We start from the raw sequence: 24483 nt of genomic DNA on the forward strand, positions 1-24483 counted from the left end.
GGCTTTTCCTATAGATGGTCGTGTAATATGTTTCAGTCTTTTACCTTGTTAATTTTCTGTTGGAGCGCTTCTAGATCTCTTAATTCGATATCTGTTTCTTGCATAAGGTGTTGTGCCAATAACTCCGGCGAATTGCCAAAAAACTTATTTAATAAGGAGGATAGGGCGCCTTGTCTCGCGTCATGCTCAGTTATTTTTGCTTTGTATAAAAATGCGCGACCATCTTTACGAAACTCTGCATAGCCTTTGTCTACGAGAATTTTGCACATTGTTTGTGCAGTTGTGTATGCCGTTGGTTTGTCCTGTGACAAGGCGTCAGCCACGTCTTTTACTGACATCTCACCTTGTTTCCACAGTAGCTGCATAATGTTTTGCTCACCGTCGGTTAGTTGGTCTGATTTTTTGCGGGCCATCTTTTTTACTCACATGGATGTTGTAGACATCAATACTAGTATCTACTAAATAATTAGTATTTAAACTGTAGAATCAAAAATATTGATTGTCAACTAATTAATTAGTTTTAAAGCTTTGAAAAATGCCCAGCAATTGCTGGGCATAGGGTGAGGGTAACTTTCTAGATAGGTTAGTTTAGTATTTTACCTAAATTAATTAACTGAGTTTCGCCACTGTTGTCATCTACACCATCGTTATCATTGATGATATAAACATTGCCCTCTGAAGTCACAGCAGTACCTTCTATTTTTTCAAAAGTCAGTGCACCAGTTGCTGCTAAGTCTGGCATGAGATCACGCACTAGTGTTTTAGTAACCGTGGTATCATCCGCTGCCGATGACAAATCAATGGTGTATAAGCGTTTAATGGCTGCATCTGGTCCGCCTTTATTGTCACGTTCCAATACCAAAAATTGGCCTTCGCCTAAGGAAGTAATATCAGATAAGCCAACCCAACCGCCATCTTGTGATTCAACGGCATCCAATGGGTAGAATACAAAGCGCCAAGTACCCGAAGCAACATGGTATATGCCAATACGTGGATTCACTTCATCCCCCCAAGCGCGTTGAAAAGCAACATATGCTTTACCGTCATACTCAGTAATACCTTCAAATCCAAAACGCAGTTGCATATCATTTAACGCCTGAGGCAGCGTAATAACAGATTCAATTACACCGCTATCATCTGTTTTAAAGATGAAGTTTAGCTTTTCGATATCGCGGTTGTCGTCACCAATCGTACCTGCACCTTCTGACGCCACCCAAAAGCCACCATCGGATGATTTAGCAACACCTTCCGGGTCAATGTTTACTGTTTTATCTTGATTAATCATTGCAGCTAAATCAACATCGTCAAAACTCTCTGCGTCTTCAGCGGCACCAGACGTTGTCACTCCTGCAAATACATCGTTTGTGTCTTTTATTGTGATTTCGTCTACGACAACTGCAGGCGTTTGTCCGACGTCAATTTTAAATATGCGATTAGACATGTAAAAACTATCTTCAACCGCATACAGCGTATTTGCATCAGCGGGATCCGCTGCTAAACCAGACATGGCTGACCAAGGGATTGGCGTGCCGTTAGCACGATCTGCTGACACTAAGGTTGGGTATTCAGCTTCTGCAAATTCATACTGGTAAATATTCAATACAGAACGAATTTTGTCGCCACGGTTATCTTCTTCACTGGCAACAACCAATAGGTTTCTATCAGGGATGGCTAACCCACCTTCTGGCGCAGCACCGGCTGGCAGAATTTGTTTTAAAGTAGGCAACGCAGGATTTGCTACATCGTAAACAAACACTAGACTTGAGCGCTCTGAATTAACAAATAAGAACCTGCCGTCATTGTATATGCCGACCTCTACATTTTCTGGTTCATTGCCTTTGTTACCTGAGCGGCCATCTGGGTAATGCCCTAAACGAGCAGTCATGTGGTCTAAGGAATTGCCGGAGGTCCACACTATTTCGCCTGCGGTATTAAAAATGGTGAATCCGCGGCTTCCACCGTCTAAGTCACCTTCATCAGCGGTTGCAAAGTGCTCACTATTTATCCATGCGACACCGTCAGGTTCGCGAGGCACATCTGCTAAAGACTCTGTTTGTAGAATAAGCGCTGGGTCTTCTTCAGTGGCGTCAACCATGTCTAAGTCGACTGTACCCGCGCTGAAGTCATTCATTACTGTACCATCTACTAAATTAATCAGCACGATATGATTATTTTCTTGTAAGGTAACCACCGCGACATTATTGTCATTTATATCGACGTATTCTGGTTCAGGGTCAGACGGAAACTTATCTGCAAGATCAACTAATTCAACCGTTGATGTCGTCCAGTTTGCTGGGTCGATATCCGCGATATTGACGATAACTAAGCTACCTGCGGGAAGTTGCGGAGGAGCACCATCTCCAAGGTCTTCGTCTCGTTCATTTTCAATTACGACAGCTGCGTAGTTCCCATCAGGGCTAACGGCAACTGAGTCAGGTTGACCGCCTAAATCCAGAGATTGCACGACAGTTTGCGTGGCAATATCTACCACACTTAGTTTACCACTTACATTGATGAAATCTTCAGAAGTATTCACACCAACTAACGCAAATTCACCTTTAACGGCAACTGAGGTCGGTTCACCTTCTAGGGCTAACGTGCCTGCTGACATGGGGGCATTTGGTGTCGCAATGTCCACAAAACCAAGCGCTTCTCCTGGACTATCTGTGTAGATTAAGGTCATTCCATCTTCTGAACTTGCGACGATTTCTGCCGCGGTTTCATTGTCTGTATTACATGCCACATCAATTTGCGAACATACTGGAAATGAAGCGATACGGTTAAAGTTTACTGCGTCATTGAGGTTAGCATTGGCGCATACGTATGATGTACTGGATACTTCATCCATCGTCAATTCACCATCAGCATTTGTATCTATGCCGCTTTCAACTTGCAGGCCACCATTGAAGCAAGCGTCGCTCATTGCGGGCAACGTCGTTTGTACTACAAGACTGCCTAAACCATTTTGGCCATCAGCACCATTTTGTCCATCAACGCCGTTTGTACCGTCACGACCGTCATCTCCGTCACAACCAGCGAGTGAAATTATAATAGCCGTGCTCAACAGGGCTTTTGGGAATATCGTCTTCATTCTTTACTCCAAAGTTATAGGTATTTTTTTTCGCCCATAGTCTTTGGAAAATGAATGACAATTTGGTGTCTATTTGGTTACATAAAAATGAACTTTATGTGTTAAATATATGACAGGGCCTTAACGTTGTTTACTGCGCATGAGCCATGCTAAGCCTAGACCTGAGATAAAACCGAAGAGGTGAGACTCCCAAGAGATATAAGGTCTGCTGGGTAACACGCCAAAAATGATACCGCCGTACATAAAGGCTATAACAATCGATATTAACATTAAGGAAAGGCGTTTTTGCATCCATCCTGCTAGCACTAAATAACCAAAATATCCGTAAAGTAAACCGCTTGCTCCCAAGTGGTATGCGTTTCTACCAAGTAACCACACTAAAATTCCAGTGCTTAAGATAAGAATGGCGGTGACTTTTAGAAATTGTTTATTGCCGAATTGGAAAAGTAAAAAAGCGAAAATACTCAAAGTAAAAATATTTGAAAAGAAATGATGTAAGTTTGCATGTAAAAAGGGGGCTGTGAGAATAAATATGAGTGAGCTTGGATCACGAGGTAAAATGCTAAACTGGTTTAGTGCTCTGCCAGATAACAAATTGATAATTTCAATAACGATAAAGGCGCCTAAAAAATAGGCTAAGTATTTAAGCTGAAGTTGAAACTTGCTTTCCATTTTTGTTCTCAATATTTATTTGATAATCGCACCTGTGTTATATGTAAATTAACGCAATATAGCGAACTAAATTTCAAAAAAAATGTAAGAGAATTTTTTTTTGCGCAGGTCTACCAGATAAATCTAATATTTATCTGGTATCGAGACCGCAAGCAAGAGTTATTCGCCTAGAATTGGCCTGATAAGGTGATGGAAAATCTCGACTCCCAATGATATCGACGTTGTTCATCACGCAAAAATGCTGACGCTGATGATAGGCCGTTAAAACGTTCTCTTTCATATTGATACTCGCGATTTAAAAGATAGTCGCCTTGCAGTCTGAGTTTGAGCTGTTTGTTGATTTGATAATCAATAAAACCATTCACGGTCATATTAGACGTAAGTGTTTGTTTGTAGTCATAGCGAGCCGCCGTATATGGGCTGCGTTTGGCTAAGGTTAAGGTGAATGATAAATCTTGAATTAACTCATTCTGATTGATTTTTAGACGCCAGTCATGATTACTAAAACCATTGAACTTAGTATGCTCATTAGTAAAGGGATCAAGAACATCACTGGTTTTTATTGTATAACTTGCAGTGACGATAGTGTCTTCAATGCCAAGCATGTCCAAGCTTAGATGACCATTAAGCTTTAGTCCGTATTCTTTGGCTTCATCAACATTGCCGTCCCCAGAGTAGTTAATTAGCGGAATCTCAGTGATCAAATCTGTAATTTTGTGATAATACGGGCTCAAGGTAATGCTATTTTTAGTTGCCTGCCATTGTGCTTGCCAGCTCATTGAAAACTCATCGCGCATTTCTGGTTTTAAATCTGGGTTAGTTTCTTCAAGGCGAGCCTCATCTCGATTAAATTGCGGCACAAAGTCATCGAGATTTAGTTGACTAACGGTACGCTGATAATTGAATCTTAGTTGATGCTGTGCGTCTAAGTCGTAGCGTAGATTAAGCCGCGGTTTTAAATAAGCGAAGCTGCGACTAGATGCGTCATTGGATGTTAGCAATTCGTCGGTCTGAAGCTGAAACTGGGTTGCAACCTTAAGCGCAGAATTTTCATAGACTAAAGAAGACTGCACATTGAGAAATTCACTTATGGCGACGTTATGGCTGATAAAAATTTCGTATCTTTGTTCTTCAATGTTTGTCTCTTCTGTTGAGTGATAAACATCGCCTGATAGCGCTTCGAATTGAACGTTCTCGTCAAGTTTATTTATTGCGACTTCAATGCCTGAGTCAACGCTATGTTTGCTATTAGAGATATGTTTCCAATTCCCTCGCAATACGGTTTCATTAGCAACAAAAAGTCTGGGTAATCGATAATCTATGGTCGTTTGGCCGTGCTCTAGAACGTTTAATTGCCATATTTTGTCGTCGGCATCTGATCGATTGCTGATAAAAAGCAGTTTGAGATGATTGTCGTTATCGATGTCATAAGTGATGTCTCCGCTTACTTCCCAGTTTTCTTTGCTCCAGTCATAGACAAGATCAGTGGTATTGAATGAGTTTTCAATTACGTTTTCTGATTCGCTGAGATATGAGCTGTCGACACGATACTTTTCAAATAACGTGTTCAGTTGCAAATGTGTGCGTGTAGAGTATTCATATTCTAGTTTTGCACTCACGCTGTCCCGCGTAAACCAGTTTTTCCGTTTTCGAGTAGCAGCAAAAATTTGCTGATTGTCAAGGTTCCAGTATTCATCTGTGATTGTGAATTCGGTGGGATTAACGTAGCGTTCGTAACCAATCCGATACTTAAGACCGTCATTGCCATTGTTATAAATAATAGAGCCAAAGGGCTTGGTCGCTAAACTTTTAGTTGTTATGCCGCCAAATGTCCAACGTATAGATGCATCGACGTGCTTTTTGAGTATGACGTTTATCACCAACCCGCGGCTTTGCACGTCTAAATCAGACCGTGTGCCGCGTATTAATTCGACGTATTCGATATCTTGCGCAAGCGTGTTATTCAGCTCTTTTTCAATGCTATTGTCTTTGCCGGACACTCGTTTGTTGTTAATTAGTATTTGGTCTCCGTCACTACCAAAGCCTCTGTTGTCTGCGGTATTGGCCATATCAATAAGGACACTATTGGCAGCAGGAATGAGCGTTAACACATCGTAAAGTGTTTGTGGTTCGAGCGCCATAAAATACGTACTGTCGTAGCGGTCAACATTTGATGTTCTTAGATTTTCACAGCATGCACTACCAGCGGTGAAAAGTAAGCTAGCGAGAAGTGCTAAATGCGCTGTTTTGTGCTTAGTCATAGATAGCTTGATTTGTTCTGGTGGCTTAAAACTGGATAGAATTTTAAAAAGCCTGACCTGATGAAAATAGGCACAAAGCGTAAAAATACCACGTCAAATAATTTACAATAGTTTACATTGAGTCTTTGTAAATCCTGTTATATTGGGCGGTGATTTAGTTGTCGGAATGGAAGTCATGAAAGCAAAACCTACTCTACTAATTATTGAAGACGAGCCTTATATTTTAAGAGGTTTAACTGACTTATTTGTATTTCATGGATATCACGTCGACAGTGAGATGGATGGTCAAAACGGTCTGAATAAAGCTTTGGAAAAAAAGTATAGCTGCATTTTATTGGATCTTATGTTGCCCAGCATGAACGGCTTTGAGGTTTGCGACATTATTCGACAATCGTCGCAGGCGCAGCCGATAATTATGCTTACTGCAAAAAATTCGGAAGAAGATGTTATCAATGGCCTTACCTTAGGGGCGGACGATTATCTGGCTAAGCCTTTTTCGACATCAGAATTGGTGCTTAGAGTAAATGGATTAGTTCGTCGATCGGCTATGGCAGGCCAAAGCACATCAATCTTGATTGGTGATCATGTTAGGGTATGTACTCAAACCTTAGTGGGTACGTCGTATCAACAAAAAGTACAGTATACTCGTCGTGAAGTGGCTATATTGTCCTACTTGAATGAACAAAGTAGCTTTGTTAGCCGCACGGAACTTTTGAGGCAGGTGTGGGGGTACAAATCGACGGAGGATGTTGATACTCGAACCGTTGATATTCATATCGCCAGGATTAGAAAAAAGATAGAGAAAAACCCAAGAGCACCCGCGCACTTAGTGACCTTTCGAGGTGAGGGGTATCAGTTGTTCTGCAGCCCTGTCGACGTATGAAGTGGCTCAGCCTAAACAATTCCCCGCGTAATCCTCCGCGTAATTATCGTCAACGTCTAAATCGTTTGCGTTTGATAAGCCTGTTATTGTTTTTTACATTGTTTATCCCTGCAAGTGTACTTTCTTATCTCGGTTTTCAGCAGCTGAGTAAAGACACGTTAATAAATTACCAGCGACAAACCGACAAAATCACTGTTGCTTTAAATAAGCGACTATTTAAAAGGCTCGCCTATTTTAATGCGATTCAAAAACGGCAATTTGACTACTATTACCTTGTGTATAACCCTGCCACTAAAGCGCTAAATGAAACGCTATCCAATTTGGCCGACCCAAGTAATTATGAAAGTAAACCTGGCTTGTTGGGTTACTATCAAGTCGATATGAAAGGGCGGTTTAACAGTCCAATTTGGCCATACACCTTGCACTCGGAGAGTGAAAAAAAAGCGCTGACTGAACACTTGTCTAGCACATTTGAAGCTCGTCGAAAACAGGCCTTGGAGTTGCAAGAGATTGTTTCTTTGTCTCAACAGTTCAAGCAGTTCGTTGCTGGTGGGATGATAGGCAATTCCGGACGCTTTCACTTATTCGACGATGTGCCAAACTATTATATTTTTTATCGTGTGGTGTTGCTCAATGAGCAAACCAAATTGCAGGGTTTTGTGATAGAAAGGTCGTCGTACTTAAACTACGTTGTAAGCTCTGCACTCAATTCAATTCCCGTGGACATCGTACTTGCCATTACGTTGCACGATTCAAAACCAACGCCTTTTTACAGTTATTTTATTGCGACTAGTGATGATAACGGTGAGGTGAACGTTCAACGGCGAGAACAAGATTCACCTCAATACACCCAGCAAATCTTAGGTAGTCAAACGCTAAATTGGCCCTATGGCAATCTGACTATTCATTATTCTACCGCGACTTTGAAACATTCTCCTCAGGGCTTATATAACTTAGTGCTGAACATCGTATTGTTGGTGGCGATGGTAGGTAGCTGTTTAGGTTTTTATAAGATTGGTGTTAAACAACTTAAATTAGCGGAGCAGCGCTTGGGCTTTGTATCGTCGGTAAGCCATGAGCTAAAAACACCGCTTACTTCAATAAGGATGTACGCTGAAATGTTGGAATCTGGGCAAATGAATTCAGTTCAAGACCAAAAGGACTATTACAATTTCATTCTGTCAGAAAGTGAGCGGCTTTCTCGTCTTATCGACAATACGCTAACGCTGTCTAAATTAAGTCAGCCGCAACAAAGCCTGAAAACTGAATTTGTCGAATTACCCGTTTTGAAAGATGTTATCCGATCAAAAGTTATGTCGCTACTTCAGACAAATGGCTTTGAACTCAATTTTTTAGGCAGCACTAGTGACTTTAGAAAGGTAAAAGTGAAGGTCGATTTAGATGCATTTTCGCAGGTCGTGGTTAATATTGCGGATAACTCTGTGAAGTTTTTTGGTGCTAGTAAAATAAACGATATTAGCCGCAAAAAGTTGGATTTTACCTTTAATATAGATAAAGCAAATAACAATCGGATTATGTTAGAGATTCGAGACTATGGCCCTGGCATTACGTCAGCCCATGAGGAAAAGCTGTTTGAATTGTTTTACCGCGGTGGTGATGAACTTACTCGCATAGCACCAGGGACTGGTATTGGCCTTGCGCTAGTGCAAGAGTTGGTTCACGCCCAAAATGGGACAGTGAAGGCGGTTTCGATGTCTCAAGGGTTAGCACTACAAATTTCTTTAGTCGCATATATTGCACATAGTTTTTAAGATAAAGGTCATCTATATCGAATTAAATATAGGTTGATTTGTTGGGGTAGATATGTAAAATATGTTGCAACCTTGTTAAAAAAATCAGTTTCATGTGTTGTCTTGCGATATTCCCTAGTCGTAATGTCTATTGCACAGTACTCGCCGTTTTCTTTTTAGAAAACGGCTTTTTTATGGACTTAACTTATACTTAAACCGCCGTCGATAGGAATAACGGTCCCAGTTATCCAGGATGATTCACTTGATACTAACTGTAGCGCCATTGCGGCAACATCTTCTGGTTTTCCGAAGCATCCCATTGGCTGAAATTTAGGCATATCTTCTTCATATTGCTCCGTAATTTCGGCATCACAGGTAGAAATTTTTTCAAAGGTTTTACCTACGATCATTCCTGGTGATAGGGCATTTACTCTGACACCTTTGGGCCCTAGTTCTTTCGCAAGCGCCTTAGTCAATGAATTTAGTGCGCCTTTGCTAGCAGAGTAAACACTTGACGATTTGTCTGGTAGCATCTGATCGGCTAAATGGGAAGAGATGTTTAATACACAACCCTTACGTTTAGCGAGGTTAGCTTCAAATGCTTGAGTAAAAAAGAGAGGAGTACGTAAGTTGACGTTCATGATTGCCTCGTAATCATACACGCTGATTCGCTCTAAGTTTTTGAAAATTGCGGTGCCAGCATTGTTTACAAGTATGTCAATGTTGCTAGTCAGCGATTGAATTTGGTCAATACATTTTTTAACGTATTCGAAATTGGATAGGTCGGTAGTAATTAGGTGGACATTTGCGCTTGTAAGCATAATAAGCTGACGTCTAACTTCTTCGAGTCTATTCTTATTTCTTGCTATGAGTATTAGTTCGGCGCCCTGTTCGGCAAATCGTTTTGCAATGGCAAGTCCGATGCCTTCGCTAGCGCCTGTAATGATGGCGGTCTTTCCAGTTAATCGTTGAACGTACATTCATTAAACCTAAGGTCAGATATGCTTCCTAAAAAGCATATGGATCGCAAAAAGACGGTCGTTTGAATTCACTTTAATATAAATCCAAATCAGGCCCGTCATACGTTTACCTCAGTATTGCGTAACACATTACTGGGGTATTGTTTAATTGGTTTGCTTGTACAACATATAAATAGACCTGCAACATCCTAAACTCATTTCAACGTAAATGAAATATTTGTTGTTTGGGATGTAAAAGTTGAGCGTAAGTGAGTGAGTTGTTCTTTACTGCGCAAATTAAAGCGATTAATGTATACAATCTTAAATCTGCTTATGTACAAAATTTATTATTTACAAGGACATACATGTCAGTTTCAATAAAATCAGTTGTTATTGTGGGCGGCGGCACGGCTGGTTGGATTACCGCGGGTGTGCTATCTGCAAAATTGATTGAGAAGTTTGGTGCAAATGCAAATGGGGCGCCAATAATTACACTCATTGAGTCTGACAAATTAGCGCCAATAGGTGTAGGCGAGGGGACGTTGCCGACAATGCGTTCTACACTCTCAAGTATGGGGATCTCTGAATCAACCTTTATTAAAGAATGCAATGCGTCTTTTAAACAAGGATCGACGTTTCGAAAGTGGCGAACAAACGAGAGCAATGACGTATACCAACATCCCTTTTCTTTACCCGCGGAGTTTAGTACTAACAATCTGGCAGAGTATTGGTTGTCCAATGCTGAAGTAAATGAATATCAGGCTTTTGCTAATTTTGTTACGCCTCAAGCAAAGGTATGCGAGCAAAAGCTTGCCCCAAAACAAAGTACAACGCCGGAATTTGCAGCCGTTTGTAATTATGGTTATCACCTGGATGCGGGCAAATTTTCTAATTTCTTAAGGACGCACTGCATTAAAAACCTTCAAGTTAGGCATGTTGTAGATGAGGTCATCAATATTGACAACCATCCTAATGGGCACATTAAGTCAGTAACGACAAAATCGAGTGGCGTCTTAGAAGGCCAATTATTTATCGACTGTACAGGAATAAGCGCTCTATTAATTGGCAAACACTTAGGGGTAGGATTTATCTCTAAGAAAGATACGCTTTTTATTGATTCAGCGGTTGCCGCCCAAGCAGATTATGTTAACTCACATGCGCCAATAGAATCTAATACGCTATCTACTGCGCAGGCGGCAGGATGGATTTGGGATATTGGTCTGCCTTCTCGTCGAGGCATCGGTTACGCCTATTCAAGTCAATTTGCCAGTAGAGATCTTGCTGAAGAGACATTGCAAGACTATATTCAGCATGAAAAATACGCCTTACCTACCGCAGACTGTCGTCACATTTCTTTTGAGCCAGGTCACCGTGAACGTTTCTGGTCAGGCAACTGTGTGGCAATTGGCTTGTCTGCTGGATTTGTTGAGCCACTAGAAGCGTCTTCATTAGCATTGGTTGAGTTGTCATGCAAAATGATTGCCGAACAATTTCCAGCCTCAACCTTTGCGTTGCCTCAGTTAGAAAAGCGTTTTAATGAGGTTTTCTTATATCGTTGGCAACGTATCGTTGAATTTTTGAAGTTACATTATGTATTAAGTCAGCGGGCAGATTCTGCGTTTTGGGTACAAAACAAAGATCCACAAAGTGTGCCGGAGAGACTTAAAGAGATGTTGGAGGGATGGAGATATCAAGCGCCATGGCATTATGACTTTGATCGAATAGAGATCTTTCCTTCCGCGAGCTACCAATACATTCTGTGTGGTATGGGGTATGCGCATGCGTTAAGCGGTATGGCTGTATCGAATAACATGGACGCTGTTGTCGCTAGACTTACATATGCAAATAAGAGTATGAGTGAAAAATATTTATCAGCGCTGCCTACAAACCGAGAATTGATAGAGAAGATTAAGCAAAAAAATTTGCCGATTTAATTCGTAGCCCATCTAGATAGGAGATCGTTGTTTGCACATCTTACCTAATGTCAATAGTGCATCCTTTCTCTTGAAAGTATAAGCGTGAGCGAAGCTCAATCGAATGTGATGATCAAAGCGTTTCGAATTACTGAATAAGCGTCCAGGTGTGATAACGATGCCCTGTGTCATCGCTTCGTGATACAGAGACAATGTATCGATGCGCCTGCTTAGTTCCACCCATATGCATAAGCCACCATTTGGCACTCTATAGTCGTATTGAAACTGCCAATTTGCATGAATTAAATCTAACATTGAGTTGAGTTGCTGCTTCAGTGTTTTTCTCAAGTTGATTAAATGTCGTTTGTAGTGTCCTTCCGATAAAAAGGTGGCGATCCCTTCATGCACTGATATAGGAGATGCCAACTGATTTAGTAACTTGATGCGTAGTATTTTTTCTTTGTATTTATCATTGCAAACAATCCATCCTGTTCTGATATCCCTAGACAAGGACTTGGAAAACGAACTACAAATGATGGTGTTGTCGTGGCGGTCAAATGACCGGATTGGCTCGGGCCTGTAATCAAATCCAAGGTCACCATATATATCATCTTCAATGATCGTAAAATTATGCGTTGCGGCTAATTCAGCGATGGCTATTTTTTCTTCCCTGGGCATTAATGCGCCTGTTGGCGTCGCGAAATTTGCACTAATAACGCATGCGCTAATTTGCCACTTATCGCAAACGGCTTTTACATCAATTGCAGAAATCCCCTGTGTTGCAGACGCATTAATTTCGACAACGTTCAGTTTTAGTTGTTGAAGTATTTGTAGTACGCCATAAAAGGCTGGGCTTTCTACTGCAACAGTATCGCCTTCATTACAGCACGCGGAGAGGGTCAAATATAGACTGTTTTGACAACCATTGGTCAAACAGATGTTTTCGGGCGTAATGTCTATGGCTATTTGTTTATAGATATAGGCTAGTTGTTTTCTAAGCTCAAAGCTTCCTTCTGGCATGGCGTAGTAATCAGCTTTGGCTTTTGAGTTACATCGCATCGCTCTTCCAATATGGCGATTTAATAAGTCTAAATGAGTCGACGACTGAGTTGAATCTTCGCCACTAGGAAAAATATCAAACGCTGCACTTTTCGCCATGATATCGTAAAAAATTTCTGGGACTTTGACTGGCCTGGGTATTGAGGTGCGAATTGTTTCATAATGAAGTGTTTGACTGTTATTTTGATATTCACCTTCGACATAATAGCCTGAACGTGCCTTAGAATAGAGGATATGACTCGCTTCCATTTTTTGCAGGGCGGTTTGCACTGTCACTTTGGCCGCCGAAAACTCCCTGCTCAATTGGCGAATAGAGGGGATTCTTTCACCGACATGCCACTCTTTGCGACTTATTTTTTCGCTAAGTTCCTTGATTATGTATTCATATTTAAAATTAGACATATCTTGTGTTAGTCAAACATCCTAAATTGTCCCTATTATAACTTAATAGTTTATATCTATTAATAGCAGTTTATGTAGGTATTCTACTTGGAGGTTTTAAATAGCCGACGAGTACTAGAAGTAAAGATAAGTGAAGACAGAGAATAAGGGAGCGATGATTATTATATGACTACTAAGTGTATAGCGAATATTCGTATATAAAGCAGAGAGCCCACACTCCATTACAAAGTGCGGGCTCCCTGCTTTTGATCCTAAGCGTTTAGCTACATTAACTAGCTATTGAGCTTGACTCATCAGTATCTAATACGACTTTACGGTTTTTAAATGTCTTTAGGAAGTGTGATAGCGATTTACCATTACATACCACGTTGGTATTACGCATATTGTGTTTGGAGCGTGCTGCTTTTTCACCCATAACGACAGCGTCTAAACATAGCTGTGATTCAGGTGAACGGTCTAATGCACTTAATGCAACTACTTGAATCGTTTTCTTTTCCGTAATACTCGACTTTTTGTCAAAATACTTTGCGGCAAATTCGTTGATACGCATGCCATTGCACATTACGCTGTTTTTGAAAACCGCGAAGCTTACTTTAGATTTTTGAACAATTTCTTTTGTTGCGTTCATTCCTTTAGTCGCGGCAGTGTAACAAGCTTCTGTTTCTAGGTTGTTGTTTACTTTTTCAAATTCAACTTGGTTAGCTGAAACGCTAAGCGCAGTAAATGTCAATGCGGCAGATAAAATAAGTGTTGATGTTTTCATATGTTTCTCCAAAAGCAGGTAAAGCGTATTTATGTTTGAATGCCAGCGCATTATGGTTGAAAAATGTATAAAAGGAAGTAAATCTAGGGATGGTGAGCTATACCTAAGTATGGTTGTTGAATGTGAAAATTAGCATTGGTTAAAAAATTTTATATATTAATCAAATGTTTGTGGGTTTTTGTTTGTTCGTGCCGAGACGAAAATTTGAACATACATGCAAGAAAAATACTGCTTGTTTTATATTAATATTTGATCATTATTTTAAATATAAAAAATAAAAATTATATGTCAATTATTTGTTGGGTGTTTTACCATAAACAACACTGTATTAAATATGATTGAGAATTAAATGAAAATACGTAGTTTATGGTGGGTGTCACTTTTTACGCTTTCTGTCCTACTTTTGATATCAAAGTTGCATGCAGCCGATAACACAAGGCATATATCGGATTTTAATTTTAATTGGCAGTTTATGCTTAAAGATGAAAATGCCGTTTTCATTAACGACGATAACGAGCAGTCTCTTGGTAGCTGGCAAACCATAAACATCCCGCATGATTGGTCTGTCGAGCTTGATTACACTGAGCAAAATGCGGCTTCGAGTACTGGTTTTAAACCCGCTGGTGTCGGCTGGTATCGGAAAGAATTTAATTTAAGCGATGATGACTTAAATAAAGTGGTTTGGCTTGAGTTTGATGGGATCTATAACAATTCTCAGGTGTGGATTAATGGGCATTTTGTGACTGAGCGTCCAAATGGCTATATAAGCTTTGTGGCACCTGTATCTAAATACGCGCTAAAAGGTAAAAATGTCGTTACGGTAAAGGTAAATAGAACAGCGTATAACGATGCTCGTTGGTATACAGGATCGGGTATATATAGGGACGTGCGGTTAGTAAAAGTACACCAGCACCACATCAAGCATTGGGGGGTACAAGTGACGACGCCAGAAGTGTCTAGACAAAAAGCTAGCATACATATTAATAGTGCGTTAAACATTGGTACTCAGCGCAATAGCCGACTATCTCTAAAGGTTGATATTCTTGACGCGAATGGTGAAATAGTTACTTCGAGCAAACAAAAACTAAAACATAGTCATTCTCAAACAATCAATACTGAAATAGCGCTTAAACATCCAGTACTCTGGCAATTGGATAAGCCAACGCTTTATAAGGCGCGTGTTAGTCTGCTGCAAAAAAGTAAGACAATTGATCAAGTCACTCAAACCTTTGGTATTCGTTCTTTTGAATTTACCGCAGATCGTGGTTTCTTTCTAAATGGTGTTCAAACCAAGATTAAAGGCGTTAATTTACATCATGACGCTGGCGCAGTAGGTGCCGCAGTGCCCAGAGAAGTGTGGCGATATCGCTTAGATAAACTAAAAAACCTTGGCACAAATGCGATTCGTCTATCGCATAACCCGCATTCTCCAGGTTTGCTGGATTTAGCCGATGAGATGGGTTTTTTGGTTATTGCTGAAATGTTTGACGATTGGTTAGTTGCCAAGGACAAAAGTGTAGTTTTTTTAAGTGATAATGCTGGCAAGGGAGAATCAGTTAAGTCTTACACTGAGCATTTTGCGCAATGGGCCGAGCAAGACTTAGCAGACTTAGTTCGCAGAGATTTTAATCACCCATCGGTTATTATGTGGAGTATAGGCAACGAAATCGAGTGGACTTACCCATATTACACTCAAGCCTTAATATACAAGAATGGTAAGGTGGATTACCATGGTGAGCCACCTGTATACACGCCTGAACGACTCAAGAAAAAATTTGAAGAAGTTACAAAAGGTAAACCTGATGACTTAGCGCGCATAGCGCAATATCTTTCAAAGATAGTCAAATCACTAGATACATCCAGGCCTATCACTAGTGGCTTAGTCACGCCATCCGTAGGCTTTGTCAGCGGATATACTGATGCATTAGATGTTGTTGGTTTTAATTATCGAGCGCAAGAATATGATATTGCACATGCAACGTATCCTGATATTCCGCTGTATGGGTCTGAAAATTGGGGAACATGGCCAGAGTGGAAAGCAGCGCTAGATCGAGAATTTATTCCGGGTATTTTTATTTGGACGGGCTTTGCGTATAAGGGAGAAGCAGGCCCGTGGCCACGTAAAGGGCTAGAAATTTCTTTGTTTGATTACGCTGGCAACACAACGCCAAGAGGACATCAATTTGAAACTTTTTGGGTAGACAAGCCAAAAGTATACCTAGCAACCATTGATGCTGAATTATCGGAATACACATTTGATCAAGTCGATGGCTGGGTATTTACCGAGCGCGAACATCCGGTTAAACAAATGCAATGGGTACGCAAGTGGGAATGGTATGGTGTTAGTGAGAATTGGAACTATAAAGATGCTCAGCCTGTCATTACGCACGTATATTCGAATACTGAAGAAAGCGAATTATTTATTAACGGGCGCTCTTTGGGCAAGCAAACGATTAGTGATGACAATAACCGGATACTATTTTGGGAAGTCCCCTTTGAAGCAGGTGAATTGAGAGTAGTGGGCTATAACGGTGGAAAACCCGTTGCAGAATACGCTTTGCATACGCATACACCACCAACTAAATTGAATATCAAGGCAACAAAAACGACGTTGGAAGCCGATCATTACGATGTAAGTCACATACATGTGCAACTGCTAGACAAAAATGGCAACAATGTAGTTAATGACGAATACACGGTTTTATTTGAAATAACCGGCGCTGGGAAGTTGTTGGTTGTCGACAATGGTTGGGAAAATAGCGTACAAGCCGAAAAAAGTGATCGACTAACAACGCATCAAGGACGCGCATTGGCTATCATTCAGAGTACTTTTGACAAAGGTCAGATTGAGGTCAACGTGAGTGTTATTGATAAAAACGGACAGGCGATAGCAAGTATTGCATCAAGCTCAATTGTACTAAGCGCCAACTAGTAAGCAATAAATCAACAAGCAATTACGATATCGAACAAGCAGCAAGCAGAGTATTTACCCCGTGCTTGCTGTTTGTTCTATTATTATTTTTAACTGAGTTGATGCTTTATCAGAATTAAAAATCGTCAGCATATTTTAGTTAGTAAACCAACGTAAAAAAGATTGTATGGCGTCGTTGTTTTGTAATTCGCGCCTGTAAATAAAATAGTATTGATATGGGCTAATAAAGTTATTTTTTATGGCGACCGTCAACGTCTTTTTATCTAGCTCATCTTTAATTAATACTTTTGGGACAAGTGCAACACCTTGACCGCGAATTGCGGCTTCGATCAACATGAAAAAATGCTCAAACACAATGCTGTGTTTGAGCAAATGCGTAAACTTACCGTCTGATAATATCGCCGTTTGTGAAAAGTATTCTGTCCACATATTCGGGCGAGTACCATGTTGAAGCAGTGTCAGGCCATGTATACTTAACGCACCATTTTCGTCATGGTTTTGCGCTTCTAAGTAGCTTGGGCTGCATACAGGCAGGATTTCTTCTTTCATTACAGGCATAAGTGCAGCACTGTGCGGTATTCGCGATCGGTGTGACGAGTGTATGGTCCTTATCGCAATATCATATATGGCATGGCCATGGTTTTTATCCAACGTAAAATCAACGTCTCCGTCGCCCGAAGTAAGGTCTATGTTGATTAAAGGATAGGCGCGTTGGAATGCTGCCAATTTAGGCATTAGCCAACGTTGACTTAGCGTTGGTAAGGCATTGAGTCTAATAGCTCCAGTCTGTTGTCCATGGACTAAGGTCTCTGTCGCTGCAGCAATATCTTTAAATATATGGGCGATTGCGTCGAAATAGCCTCTTCCACACTCTGTCAACGATACACCCTGAAACTCACGATTAAATAAGCGCTTACCCACATGGTTTTCTAATATTTTTATTTGTTTACTTACTGCGCCTTGCGTGACGGAAAGCTCATTTGCTGCTAGGGTGTAACTCTGCAAGCGTGCAGCAGCTTCGAACGCTCGCAAACTATTTAATGGCGGAATTTTACGCATATATTGAAAAGCCCACTTCACGTATAAGTATGAGTTTATCTCATATTATCGAGACGATAATTCGCTTGTTACTTTCATGCAAGCATCATTTAATAGTGATGATGCTTGTTAACAGCGTATCTAGAAATTTAAGTGCCTGAATAAGCAAAAACCAATGAAAGAATACACAATAAATAAACTTAAAAAAACAAAGAAATCAAAAGGATATCTATGCGGCCATTTCATTTAGCCATTGCAATCAATGATGTTGAAGAAACTAGAGCTTTTTATACTACTAGGTTTGATGTCGAAGTAGGGCGGGAAGCGAAAAAGTGGATAGATTTCAATTTTTACGGCCATCAACTCTCAGCGCATGTTAAACCTGAAGAAACATCTCCAATAAAAACCAATGGTGTCGATGGAAAGCAGGTGCCGGTAAAGCATTTTGGTATTGTGCTTGAGTGGCAACAATGGCATCGCTTGGCAGACAAACTGAAATCTCTGTCGACCGTGTTTATTATAGAACCGTACATTCGCTTTGAAGGCGACATTGGGGAACAGGCGACGATGTTTCTGCAAGATCCTAGTGGCAATGCCTTGGAGTTTAAGTCATTTAAAGATGACAAACAGTTGTTTGCCAAATGAACGTTCCAATTCCCGTAATCGGTAGATTGAGCCCCGACGAGCTAACTACTTATCTCAATTTGTTGAATGAACGTTTGCCAAATGAGCAATTTGTCTGTGCGAGTAGTTTGAGCGCTAATGAGAGGGCGCAATGTGATATCGCCGTTGTTGCAAACCCTGAGCCCAAAGCACTAGAACAGTTCACATCGTTAGTTTGGGTACATAGTGTATGGGCTGGTGTAGAGAACTTAGTTACCCATATTGGCAATAAGCATATAAAAATAGTAAGACTAGTCGACCCCAATTTAGCACAAGTTATGTCTGAGGCTGTATTGGCATGGACGCTATATTTGCATCGAAATATGCCTGAATATAACAAACAACAAACACAGAAGTTGTGGAGAAGTTTGACGTATTGTTTACCTCATCATAGGCAAGTAGGTATTTTAGGTTTGGGGGAGTTGGGGAAGACGAGCGTGCAACGCTTAGCGCAAAATGGGTTCAATGTTATTGGTTGGAGTCGCCAACAAAAGCAAATTGACGGTGTGTCTTGTTTTAGTGGTGAAGCCGGTCTAAATGAAGTGCTATTGCGAGCTGATATTCTGATAAGCTTATTACCATTGACGTCGCAAACACGTTACTTACTGGATAAAGTTAATTTATCAAAATTACCCACAGGTAGCGCAATAATTAATTTTTCGCGCGGTGCTATTGTCGACATTGACGCCTTAGTGCACTTGCTAAATGACGGTCATGTTTCTCATGCTGTACTCGATGTATTTGACCAAGAACCATTGCCTGCTAGTAGCGATTTATGGTCTCATCCAAATATTACAATATTGCCTCATATTTCAGCACCGACTATGGCAGAGTCTGCGTGTGATATTGTGTCGAATAATATTCAGGAATACCGTTTAACTGGCAACATTCCCCCTCACGTTAACGCTTTAGTCGGTTATTGAGTTAGTCGCATTTGTAAATTGTTGATGACAGCCAAATGTTTCCATCTGAATATCTAGACGACATGGCTGCGGCATTGATACAACGTTAAACATTTTTTTTCAAAAATAGCACAAATGGTCAAACGCGCCGAAAATTATTTAGGTAGCATAGACCTTAAGTATTCGTCCGAATGAGGAGAAAAATGAAACATTTAAAAAGTGTTCAAATGGGCATTGACTATATTGAGGCTAATCTAGACAAACATATTTCCCTTACTGACGTTTCATCTCATGCAAAGATGAGCCATTGGCATTTTCAGCGCATATTCAAGGCACTTACTAACGAAACACTTAAGTCTTATGTGAGAGCAAGACGTATCACAAACTCCCTCGATCGTGTCTTGAAATCAGAGGGATCAATTTTGGACATTGCATTAGATGCTGGTTTTCAATCTCACGAAGCATACACCAAGGCTTTTCAGCGCTTATATGGTTGTACCCCAATACAATATCGTCAAAAATTTGGTCAGCCCTCTATTTTCAAAAAGCCGAAAATTGATGATCGCTACCTTACCGATCTACATCAACATGTATCGCTAGAGCCAAGAATTTATGTCTCGGAGGAAAAGCACCTTGTCGGCATGAAAGAAGAGGTGATTGGGATTGAATCTGAACATACGAATATTGCGGAGAAGCTCCCAAAGCTATGGCAAGATTTTGTGGCATGCATGCGGGAAGTACCCAATCGTGTTGATGAAAAAGGGTATGGTGTTATTTCGGTTGAAAATACCTGTGGCACTGAACAAAGACTTTTTTATACGGCTTGCGTCGAAGTGAGCTCGTTAAATGATATTCCATCAAACATGGTATCTGTAACAATTCCAAGGCAACGTTACGCAGAGTTTCGTCATAAAGGACGTGTTGACGTTGAAAGCTTCAATACGACTATTAGCTATATTTATTCTAGCTGGCTGCTCCAATCAAATGTCAGTCATACCTACGGTTATGATATCGAAACATATGGAGACGAATTCCATCCTGATTCAGACGATTCTGTTGTTTATTACGCTATTCCAATAAATGTATAAGGACACACTATGATTACACTTTATGGCTTCGGGCCAGCTTTTAGACTCATCGATCCAAGCCCCTTTGTCGTAAAGGTGCATTTTCTCCTGCAGCTATCAGGGTTGCCTTACAAGGTTAAAAATGGGGTTGATGGCCTGCGTAAGGCGCCAAAAGGCAAGTTACCTTACATTGAAGACAAGGAGATACAAATTGCCGACAGTCATTTTGTTCAAAAGTATTTAGAGGACGAGTACACATTTGACGTAGATAAGCATTTAACGCCAGAGCAAAAAGCAATATCCGTACTCGCATGTTCTGCAATTGAAGAACAACTTTATTGGTATGTCGTATATTTTAGGTGGGCAGATGATAAAAACTGGTCCGTACTTAAAGAAGCTTTCTTTGGTGAGATGCCGTTTCCACTAAATAAAATAGTACCGAAAGTGGCCAGAAAAGATGTACTTTCTACCTTAAAGGGGCAAGGAACGTCGCGCCATTCTGACGATGAGATCGTTGCGCTTGCAAAAATCCAATTTGAAGCACTTAGTCATTTGTTGGGCGATAAAGAGTATTTCTTTAACAACGAGGTAAGTATGTTGGACGTCGTGACCTACTCATTGTTAGTACAGATATTAATGGTTCCGCTGTCTTCTCCACTAAAAGGTATGGCTGAGAAACATTCCAATTTAGTTCGCTTTTGTCAAAATATTCACCAGCAATATTTTAGTGAAAAAGCGTAAAACAACTGATGGCTTACAATAGCCATTTTTGATCGATATCAACAAAGGAATCAGCGGCATTAATCAAGGTATTTGAGGTGAGTTGAAGCACGCCAAATACCGATGTGCTGCATTGATACTTTTCCTTTACTGTATCTAATAAAATTGCAAAATCGCCGTCGCCAGAGAGTAAGACGATTTCATCTACTGTTGGCGCGGTTTCCATTACATCGATAGTGATTCCGACATCCCAGTCCCCTTTTGCGGTGCCGTCAGCTCGTTGAATAAACGGTTTTAATTTTACGTCAAATCCAATATGTCGAAGCGCACTTTGAAATTTCATTTGTTGCTCGTCACCTTTATCAATCGCATAAGCATATGCTGCAACGATGTCATTTTGGTACGCTAAATCTTGCCAAAAAGCCCGGTAATTGAATGGTCTCTTGAAGGTATCTCTTGTGGTGTAGTAGATATTTTGTACATCTACAAAAATTGCAATTTTTTTCAACGTTACGTAACCAATGTATTGTTTCTAGTAGAGTAACACAGAGTCATATACGTATTTCTATAGATTATTGTGATTTACTGTAAACTCAACTAGGCATATGTAGATGCGACGTTTACAATATTCGCGCATCATCACATTCGAATGATGAATCAACAATAGCTATTAATATTAAGGAATTTACATGCTTTCGTCTGCACAACTTTCTACCATGCTTAATCTTCAAGATGAGATGAACAAAAAAGTTAATCCTGCATGGTTAACTGCAAATTATGGGTATTTGCGTGCAGCAATGATTGAATCTGTGGAGGGGATGGATCATCACGGATGGAAATGGTGGAAGCATCAAGAAAAAGATCTTGCGCAGCTCCAGATGGAACTCGTCGACATTTGGCATTTTGCTTTATCTGCAATTATCATCGAATTCAACGGCGATATTGATAAATCCGCACAAGTTATTGCGGGGAAGCTTGAGAGCGGCGCAACTAAAGTGCACTTCGACGGAGCCGAGTACGACTATAGTTCCGCTGAATTGTTAGATAATTTGCAATTAATGACGGGCTTGTGTGCGGCAAATAGATTTGATGTGCCATTATTCATGGTTATTGTTGTTCAAGCGGAGATGGATTCCGAAGAACTATTTAAACAATACGTCGGGAAGAATATTCTGAATTTCTTTAGACAAGATCATGGCTACAAAGATGGAAGCTATATAAAAGTGTGGCATGGTCGTGAAGATAATGAGCATTTGGTTGACGTCTTAGCATCAACCGATGTAAATGCGTCTGGCTATAGTCAATTAATTTATACTGGGCTTAAATCACGTTATCCAAAATAGATTAATAGCAATACTCTATACGTACTGTATTTTAGAGACCACAATCACCAAAATAGTTAGCGAATTTGATTATTGTGGTGCAATTCAACTCTTTATAATTTTGGCGTCATATAAATCATTGTTTTATTTAGATAAACATATGTTATATAAGGTATCTTATTTGCATTTACATGCATTGCTCTGTATTGAAGGGCGCAACTATAAATCATTGAGGTAGCAAATATTGTGTTTAAAACATTAATGTGTCGTTTTTTTGTGGTTTCTCTCGGCGTTTTCCTTTTTGGCTGTGGCCAAAAGCAAGCATTTGAAACACCTTTACCAATTGAGGTAAAAGTCGTTGTGGTGAATATGTTCGAAATTGGCGAAGACGAAGGTGATAGACCGGGTGAGTTTCAGTTATGGAAGGCCGGTCAAAAGCTAAATAAACGTTTTTCATTTACGCATTCACATCACGATATTTACATGAATGAAGACACCGGCGTAATGGGCATAGTGACTGGAATGGGGACAGCACGAGCCGCTGCCGCTATTATGGCTTTGGGTTTGGATGACCGTTTCGACTTTTCAAAGACTTATTGGCTTGTCGCAGGTATTGCTGGCGTTGATCCCGCTGATGCATCGATTGGCTCTGCGATATGGGCAAAATGGTTAGTCGATGGCGATCTAGCGCATCATATTGACGCTAGAGAGATGCCAACGGGCTGGTCAACGGGTTACTTCCCATTATTTACGTCAGAGCCATTGTATTCTGTAAAAGATGGTGCTTATCCTGTGTCTCAAAATGGTGAATCGTATCAGTTAAACGCAAATTTAGCGGACTGGGCGTTTTCGCTAACAAAAAATATCACCTTAAGTGATTATCCTAAAATGCAAGAACTGAGGGAAAAATATGTAAACTATCCAAATGCGCAAAAACTCCCTTTTGTCATGATAGGTGACCATCTCGCGGCTTCAACGTTTTGGCATGGCAGTTTGATGACTGATTGGGCAAATGATTGGACTAAATATTGGACACAAGGCGAGGGAAATTTTGTCACGTCTGGTATGGAGGATACGGGAAGTTTTCAGTCAATAACGTATTTAGATAAGGTAGGTAAAGTCGACAAAAATAGATTTATGGTATTACGCACCGCAAGTAATTATTCTATGCAACCACAAGGGCTTACTGCTGCAGAAAATCTAAAGTTAGAGATGGGAGCCGATGGCTTTGCCGGGATGCAGTCTGCATTAGAGAGTGCCTATACTGTTGGGAGTAAAGTCGTGGATACGATTGTGGCTGATTGGGATACGTATAAAGCAACAATTCCATCCGCTTAAGGCGTGTTGAGTATATATTTTTAGTATCGCGTGTTAGATTATGTAGCAAAGAACAAACGATAATTTGATTTTTAAAGTCAATGCATTTGACAAAAACAGGGTAAATCCATGGGTAAAAATCACGAACGCAGTAGTCAAACCGAATTTAGGTTTTTAGCCGAACCAACAGATGTCAACTTTGGTGGCAAGGTGCATGGTGGTATGGTGATGAAGTGGATTGATCAGGCGTCGTATGCATGTGCTGCTCAGTGGAGTAAGCGATATTGCGTTACCGTCTCCGCCAATGCAATTCGTTTTATTCGGCCTATTCTCGTTGGGCAACAAGTGACGATTAGTGCCAGAATTGTACATACCGGCCGCACTAGTATGCATATTTATGTGGTGGTGAGAGCAAGCGATCCTAAAGAGGATGCAGTGGTGATCACCAATCGATGCTTCATCACGTTTATGGCGATAGATGAAGCGGGTTATCCTGTAGAAGTGCCTAAATTTGAAGCTAGCTCTGATGACGACAAAAAACTTGAAAAAGTGGCGATACATGCTAAAGATTTTGCTAAGAAGTTAGACAATGACTTTGAAGAAATATTGGGTTGGAAGTAGTCTACCTACGGTTTACTCTAATCTAGTCGCCTTTTCCATTAATCGTCTTTAGACTGTTTATTACTTAGGTCTCTTAAACTCGAATACTCAGCGTCATTGAGTTATTAAATTGCATTACCATATGATAGCGCTATCATATGGTAATGC

Annotated in this window: 20 protein-coding genes; 11 read left to right on the plus strand and 9 right to left on the minus strand. The window is 40.5% G+C overall.

The features are described from left to right. Nucleotides 1-32: 32 nt before the first annotated feature. The 4 genes from QQK00_RS15180 to QQK00_RS15195 all read right to left on the minus strand — a co-directional run bounded on the left by QQK00_RS15180 (nucleotide 33) and on the right by QQK00_RS15195 (nucleotide 6024). On the minus strand, nucleotides 33-413 hold the full coding sequence (locus QQK00_RS15180) for a BlaI/MecI/CopY family transcriptional regulator (protein WP_284218462.1): 381 nt from the start codon (nucleotides 411-413) through the stop codon (nucleotides 33-35). A gap of 170 nt (nucleotides 414-583) precedes the next feature. Beyond that, nucleotides 584-3091: an esterase-like activity of phytase family protein gene (locus tag QQK00_RS15185; protein WP_284218463.1), complete on the minus strand. Its 2508-nt coding sequence runs from the start codon at nucleotides 3089-3091 to the stop codon at nucleotides 584-586. A gap of 120 nt (nucleotides 3092-3211) precedes the next feature. Next, complete coding sequence (locus QQK00_RS15190) at nucleotides 3212-3763, minus strand: rhomboid family intramembrane serine protease (RefSeq protein WP_284218464.1); 552 nt, start codon at nucleotides 3761-3763, stop codon at nucleotides 3212-3214. Between the two features lie 167 nt (nucleotides 3764-3930). Further along, complete coding sequence (locus tag QQK00_RS15195; protein WP_284218465.1) at nucleotides 3931-6024, minus strand: TonB-dependent receptor plug domain-containing protein; 2094 nt, start codon at nucleotides 6022-6024, stop codon at nucleotides 3931-3933. A gap of 175 nt (nucleotides 6025-6199) precedes the next feature. Between QQK00_RS15195 and QQK00_RS15200 the strand changes: the two genes are divergently transcribed. Next, the gene (locus tag QQK00_RS15200) at nucleotides 6200-6907 is read left to right on the plus strand and encodes a response regulator transcription factor (RefSeq protein ID WP_284218466.1); all 708 of its coding nucleotides are present in this window, start codon (nucleotides 6200-6202) and stop codon (nucleotides 6905-6907) included. Beyond that, nucleotides 6904-8679: a sensor histidine kinase gene (locus QQK00_RS15205; RefSeq protein WP_284218467.1), complete on the plus strand. Its 1776-nt coding sequence runs from the start codon at nucleotides 6904-6906 to the stop codon at nucleotides 8677-8679. Before QQK00_RS15200 ends, QQK00_RS15205 begins: the two co-directional genes overlap by 4 nt. Before the next feature lie 179 nt (nucleotides 8680-8858). Here the strand turns inward: QQK00_RS15205 and QQK00_RS15210 are convergent, their stop codons facing one another. Then, nucleotides 8859-9638 (minus strand): SDR family NAD(P)-dependent oxidoreductase, encoded by a 780-nt coding sequence (locus tag QQK00_RS15210; protein ID WP_284218468.1) that lies wholly within the window; start codon nucleotides 9636-9638, stop codon nucleotides 8859-8861. 344 nt (nucleotides 9639-9982) lie between these two features. Here QQK00_RS15210 and QQK00_RS15215 point away from each other — a divergent pair, with 344 nt between their 5' ends. Continuing rightward, nucleotides 9983-11551, plus strand: a complete 1569-nt coding sequence (locus QQK00_RS15215) for a tryptophan halogenase family protein (RefSeq protein ID WP_284218469.1) — start codon at nucleotides 9983-9985, stop codon at nucleotides 11549-11551. A 12-nt stretch (nucleotides 11552-11563) separates the two neighbouring features. On the opposite strand, the gene QQK00_RS15220 is transcribed toward QQK00_RS15215, so the two are convergent. Both QQK00_RS15220 and QQK00_RS15225 read right to left on the minus strand, forming a co-directional pair. Next, on the minus strand, nucleotides 11564-12991 hold the full coding sequence (locus tag QQK00_RS15220) for an aminotransferase-like domain-containing protein (protein ID WP_284218470.1): 1428 nt from the start codon (nucleotides 12989-12991) through the stop codon (nucleotides 11564-11566). A gap of 268 nt (nucleotides 12992-13259) precedes the next feature. Next, nucleotides 13260-13754 (minus strand): hypothetical protein, encoded by a 495-nt coding sequence (locus QQK00_RS15225; protein ID WP_284218471.1) that lies wholly within the window; start codon nucleotides 13752-13754, stop codon nucleotides 13260-13262. A 349-nt stretch (nucleotides 13755-14103) separates the two neighbouring features. On the opposite strand from QQK00_RS15225, the gene QQK00_RS15230 reads away from it, so the two are divergent. After that, the gene (locus tag QQK00_RS15230) at nucleotides 14104-16686 is read left to right on the plus strand and encodes a glycoside hydrolase family 2 TIM barrel-domain containing protein (RefSeq protein WP_284218472.1); all 2583 of its coding nucleotides are present in this window, start codon (nucleotides 14104-14106) and stop codon (nucleotides 16684-16686) included. 135 nt (nucleotides 16687-16821) lie between these two features. Here QQK00_RS15230 and QQK00_RS15235 read toward each other — a convergent pair whose 3' ends face one another. Further along, nucleotides 16822-17745: a LysR substrate-binding domain-containing protein gene (locus QQK00_RS15235; protein WP_284218473.1), complete on the minus strand. Its 924-nt coding sequence runs from the start codon at nucleotides 17743-17745 to the stop codon at nucleotides 16822-16824. Nucleotides 17746-17955: 210 nt separating this feature from the next. Between QQK00_RS15235 and QQK00_RS15240 the strand changes: the two genes are divergently transcribed. The 4 genes from QQK00_RS15240 (at nucleotide 17956) to QQK00_RS15255 (ending at nucleotide 21097) form a co-directional block, all read left to right on the plus strand. Then, on the plus strand, nucleotides 17956-18369 hold the full coding sequence (locus QQK00_RS15240; RefSeq protein ID WP_284218475.1) for a VOC family protein: 414 nt from the start codon (nucleotides 17956-17958) through the stop codon (nucleotides 18367-18369). Beyond that, on the plus strand, nucleotides 18366-19310 hold the full coding sequence (locus QQK00_RS15245) for a 2-hydroxyacid dehydrogenase (protein ID WP_284218476.1): 945 nt from the start codon (nucleotides 18366-18368) through the stop codon (nucleotides 19308-19310). Before QQK00_RS15240 ends, QQK00_RS15245 begins: the two co-directional genes overlap by 4 nt. A 182-nt stretch (nucleotides 19311-19492) precedes the next feature. Then, nucleotides 19493-20377: an AraC family transcriptional regulator gene (locus QQK00_RS15250; RefSeq protein WP_284218477.1), complete on the plus strand. Its 885-nt coding sequence runs from the start codon at nucleotides 19493-19495 to the stop codon at nucleotides 20375-20377. A gap of 9 nt (nucleotides 20378-20386) precedes the next feature. Continuing rightward, a complete protein-coding gene (locus QQK00_RS15255; RefSeq protein ID WP_284218478.1) occupies nucleotides 20387-21097 on the plus strand; it encodes a glutathione S-transferase family protein in 711 nt (236 codons plus the stop codon). A 13-nt stretch (nucleotides 21098-21110) separates the two neighbouring features. Here the strand turns inward: QQK00_RS15255 and QQK00_RS15260 are convergent, their stop codons facing one another. Beyond that, nucleotides 21111-21584, minus strand: coding sequence for an NYN domain-containing protein (locus tag QQK00_RS15260; protein ID WP_284218479.1), 474 nt, complete (start codon nucleotides 21582-21584; stop codon nucleotides 21111-21113). Between the two features lie 181 nt (nucleotides 21585-21765). Here QQK00_RS15260 and QQK00_RS15265 point away from each other — a divergent pair, with 181 nt between their 5' ends. The 3 genes from QQK00_RS15265 to QQK00_RS15275 all read left to right on the plus strand — a co-directional run bounded on the left by QQK00_RS15265 (nucleotide 21766) and on the right by QQK00_RS15275 (nucleotide 24336). Further along, entirely contained in the window at nucleotides 21766-22419 is a 654-nt protein-coding gene (locus QQK00_RS15265; RefSeq protein ID WP_284218480.1) for a dUTP diphosphatase, read from the plus strand. Between the two features lie 225 nt (nucleotides 22420-22644). Then, nucleotides 22645-23736 carry a purine nucleoside permease gene (locus QQK00_RS15270; RefSeq protein WP_284218481.1) on the plus strand — a complete coding sequence of 364 codons (1092 nt, stop codon included), beginning with the start codon at nucleotides 22645-22647 and terminating at the stop codon, nucleotides 23734-23736. Between the two features lie 108 nt (nucleotides 23737-23844). Next, nucleotides 23845-24336 carry an acyl-CoA thioesterase gene (locus tag QQK00_RS15275; protein WP_284218482.1) on the plus strand — a complete coding sequence of 164 codons (492 nt, stop codon included), beginning with the start codon at nucleotides 23845-23847 and terminating at the stop codon, nucleotides 24334-24336. Nucleotides 24337-24483: the final 147 nt, after the last annotated feature.

The sequence above is a fragment of the Agaribacter marinus genome, assembly GCF_030160655.1.
Lineage (GTDB): Bacteria > Pseudomonadota > Gammaproteobacteria > Enterobacterales > Alteromonadaceae > Glaciecola > Glaciecola marina.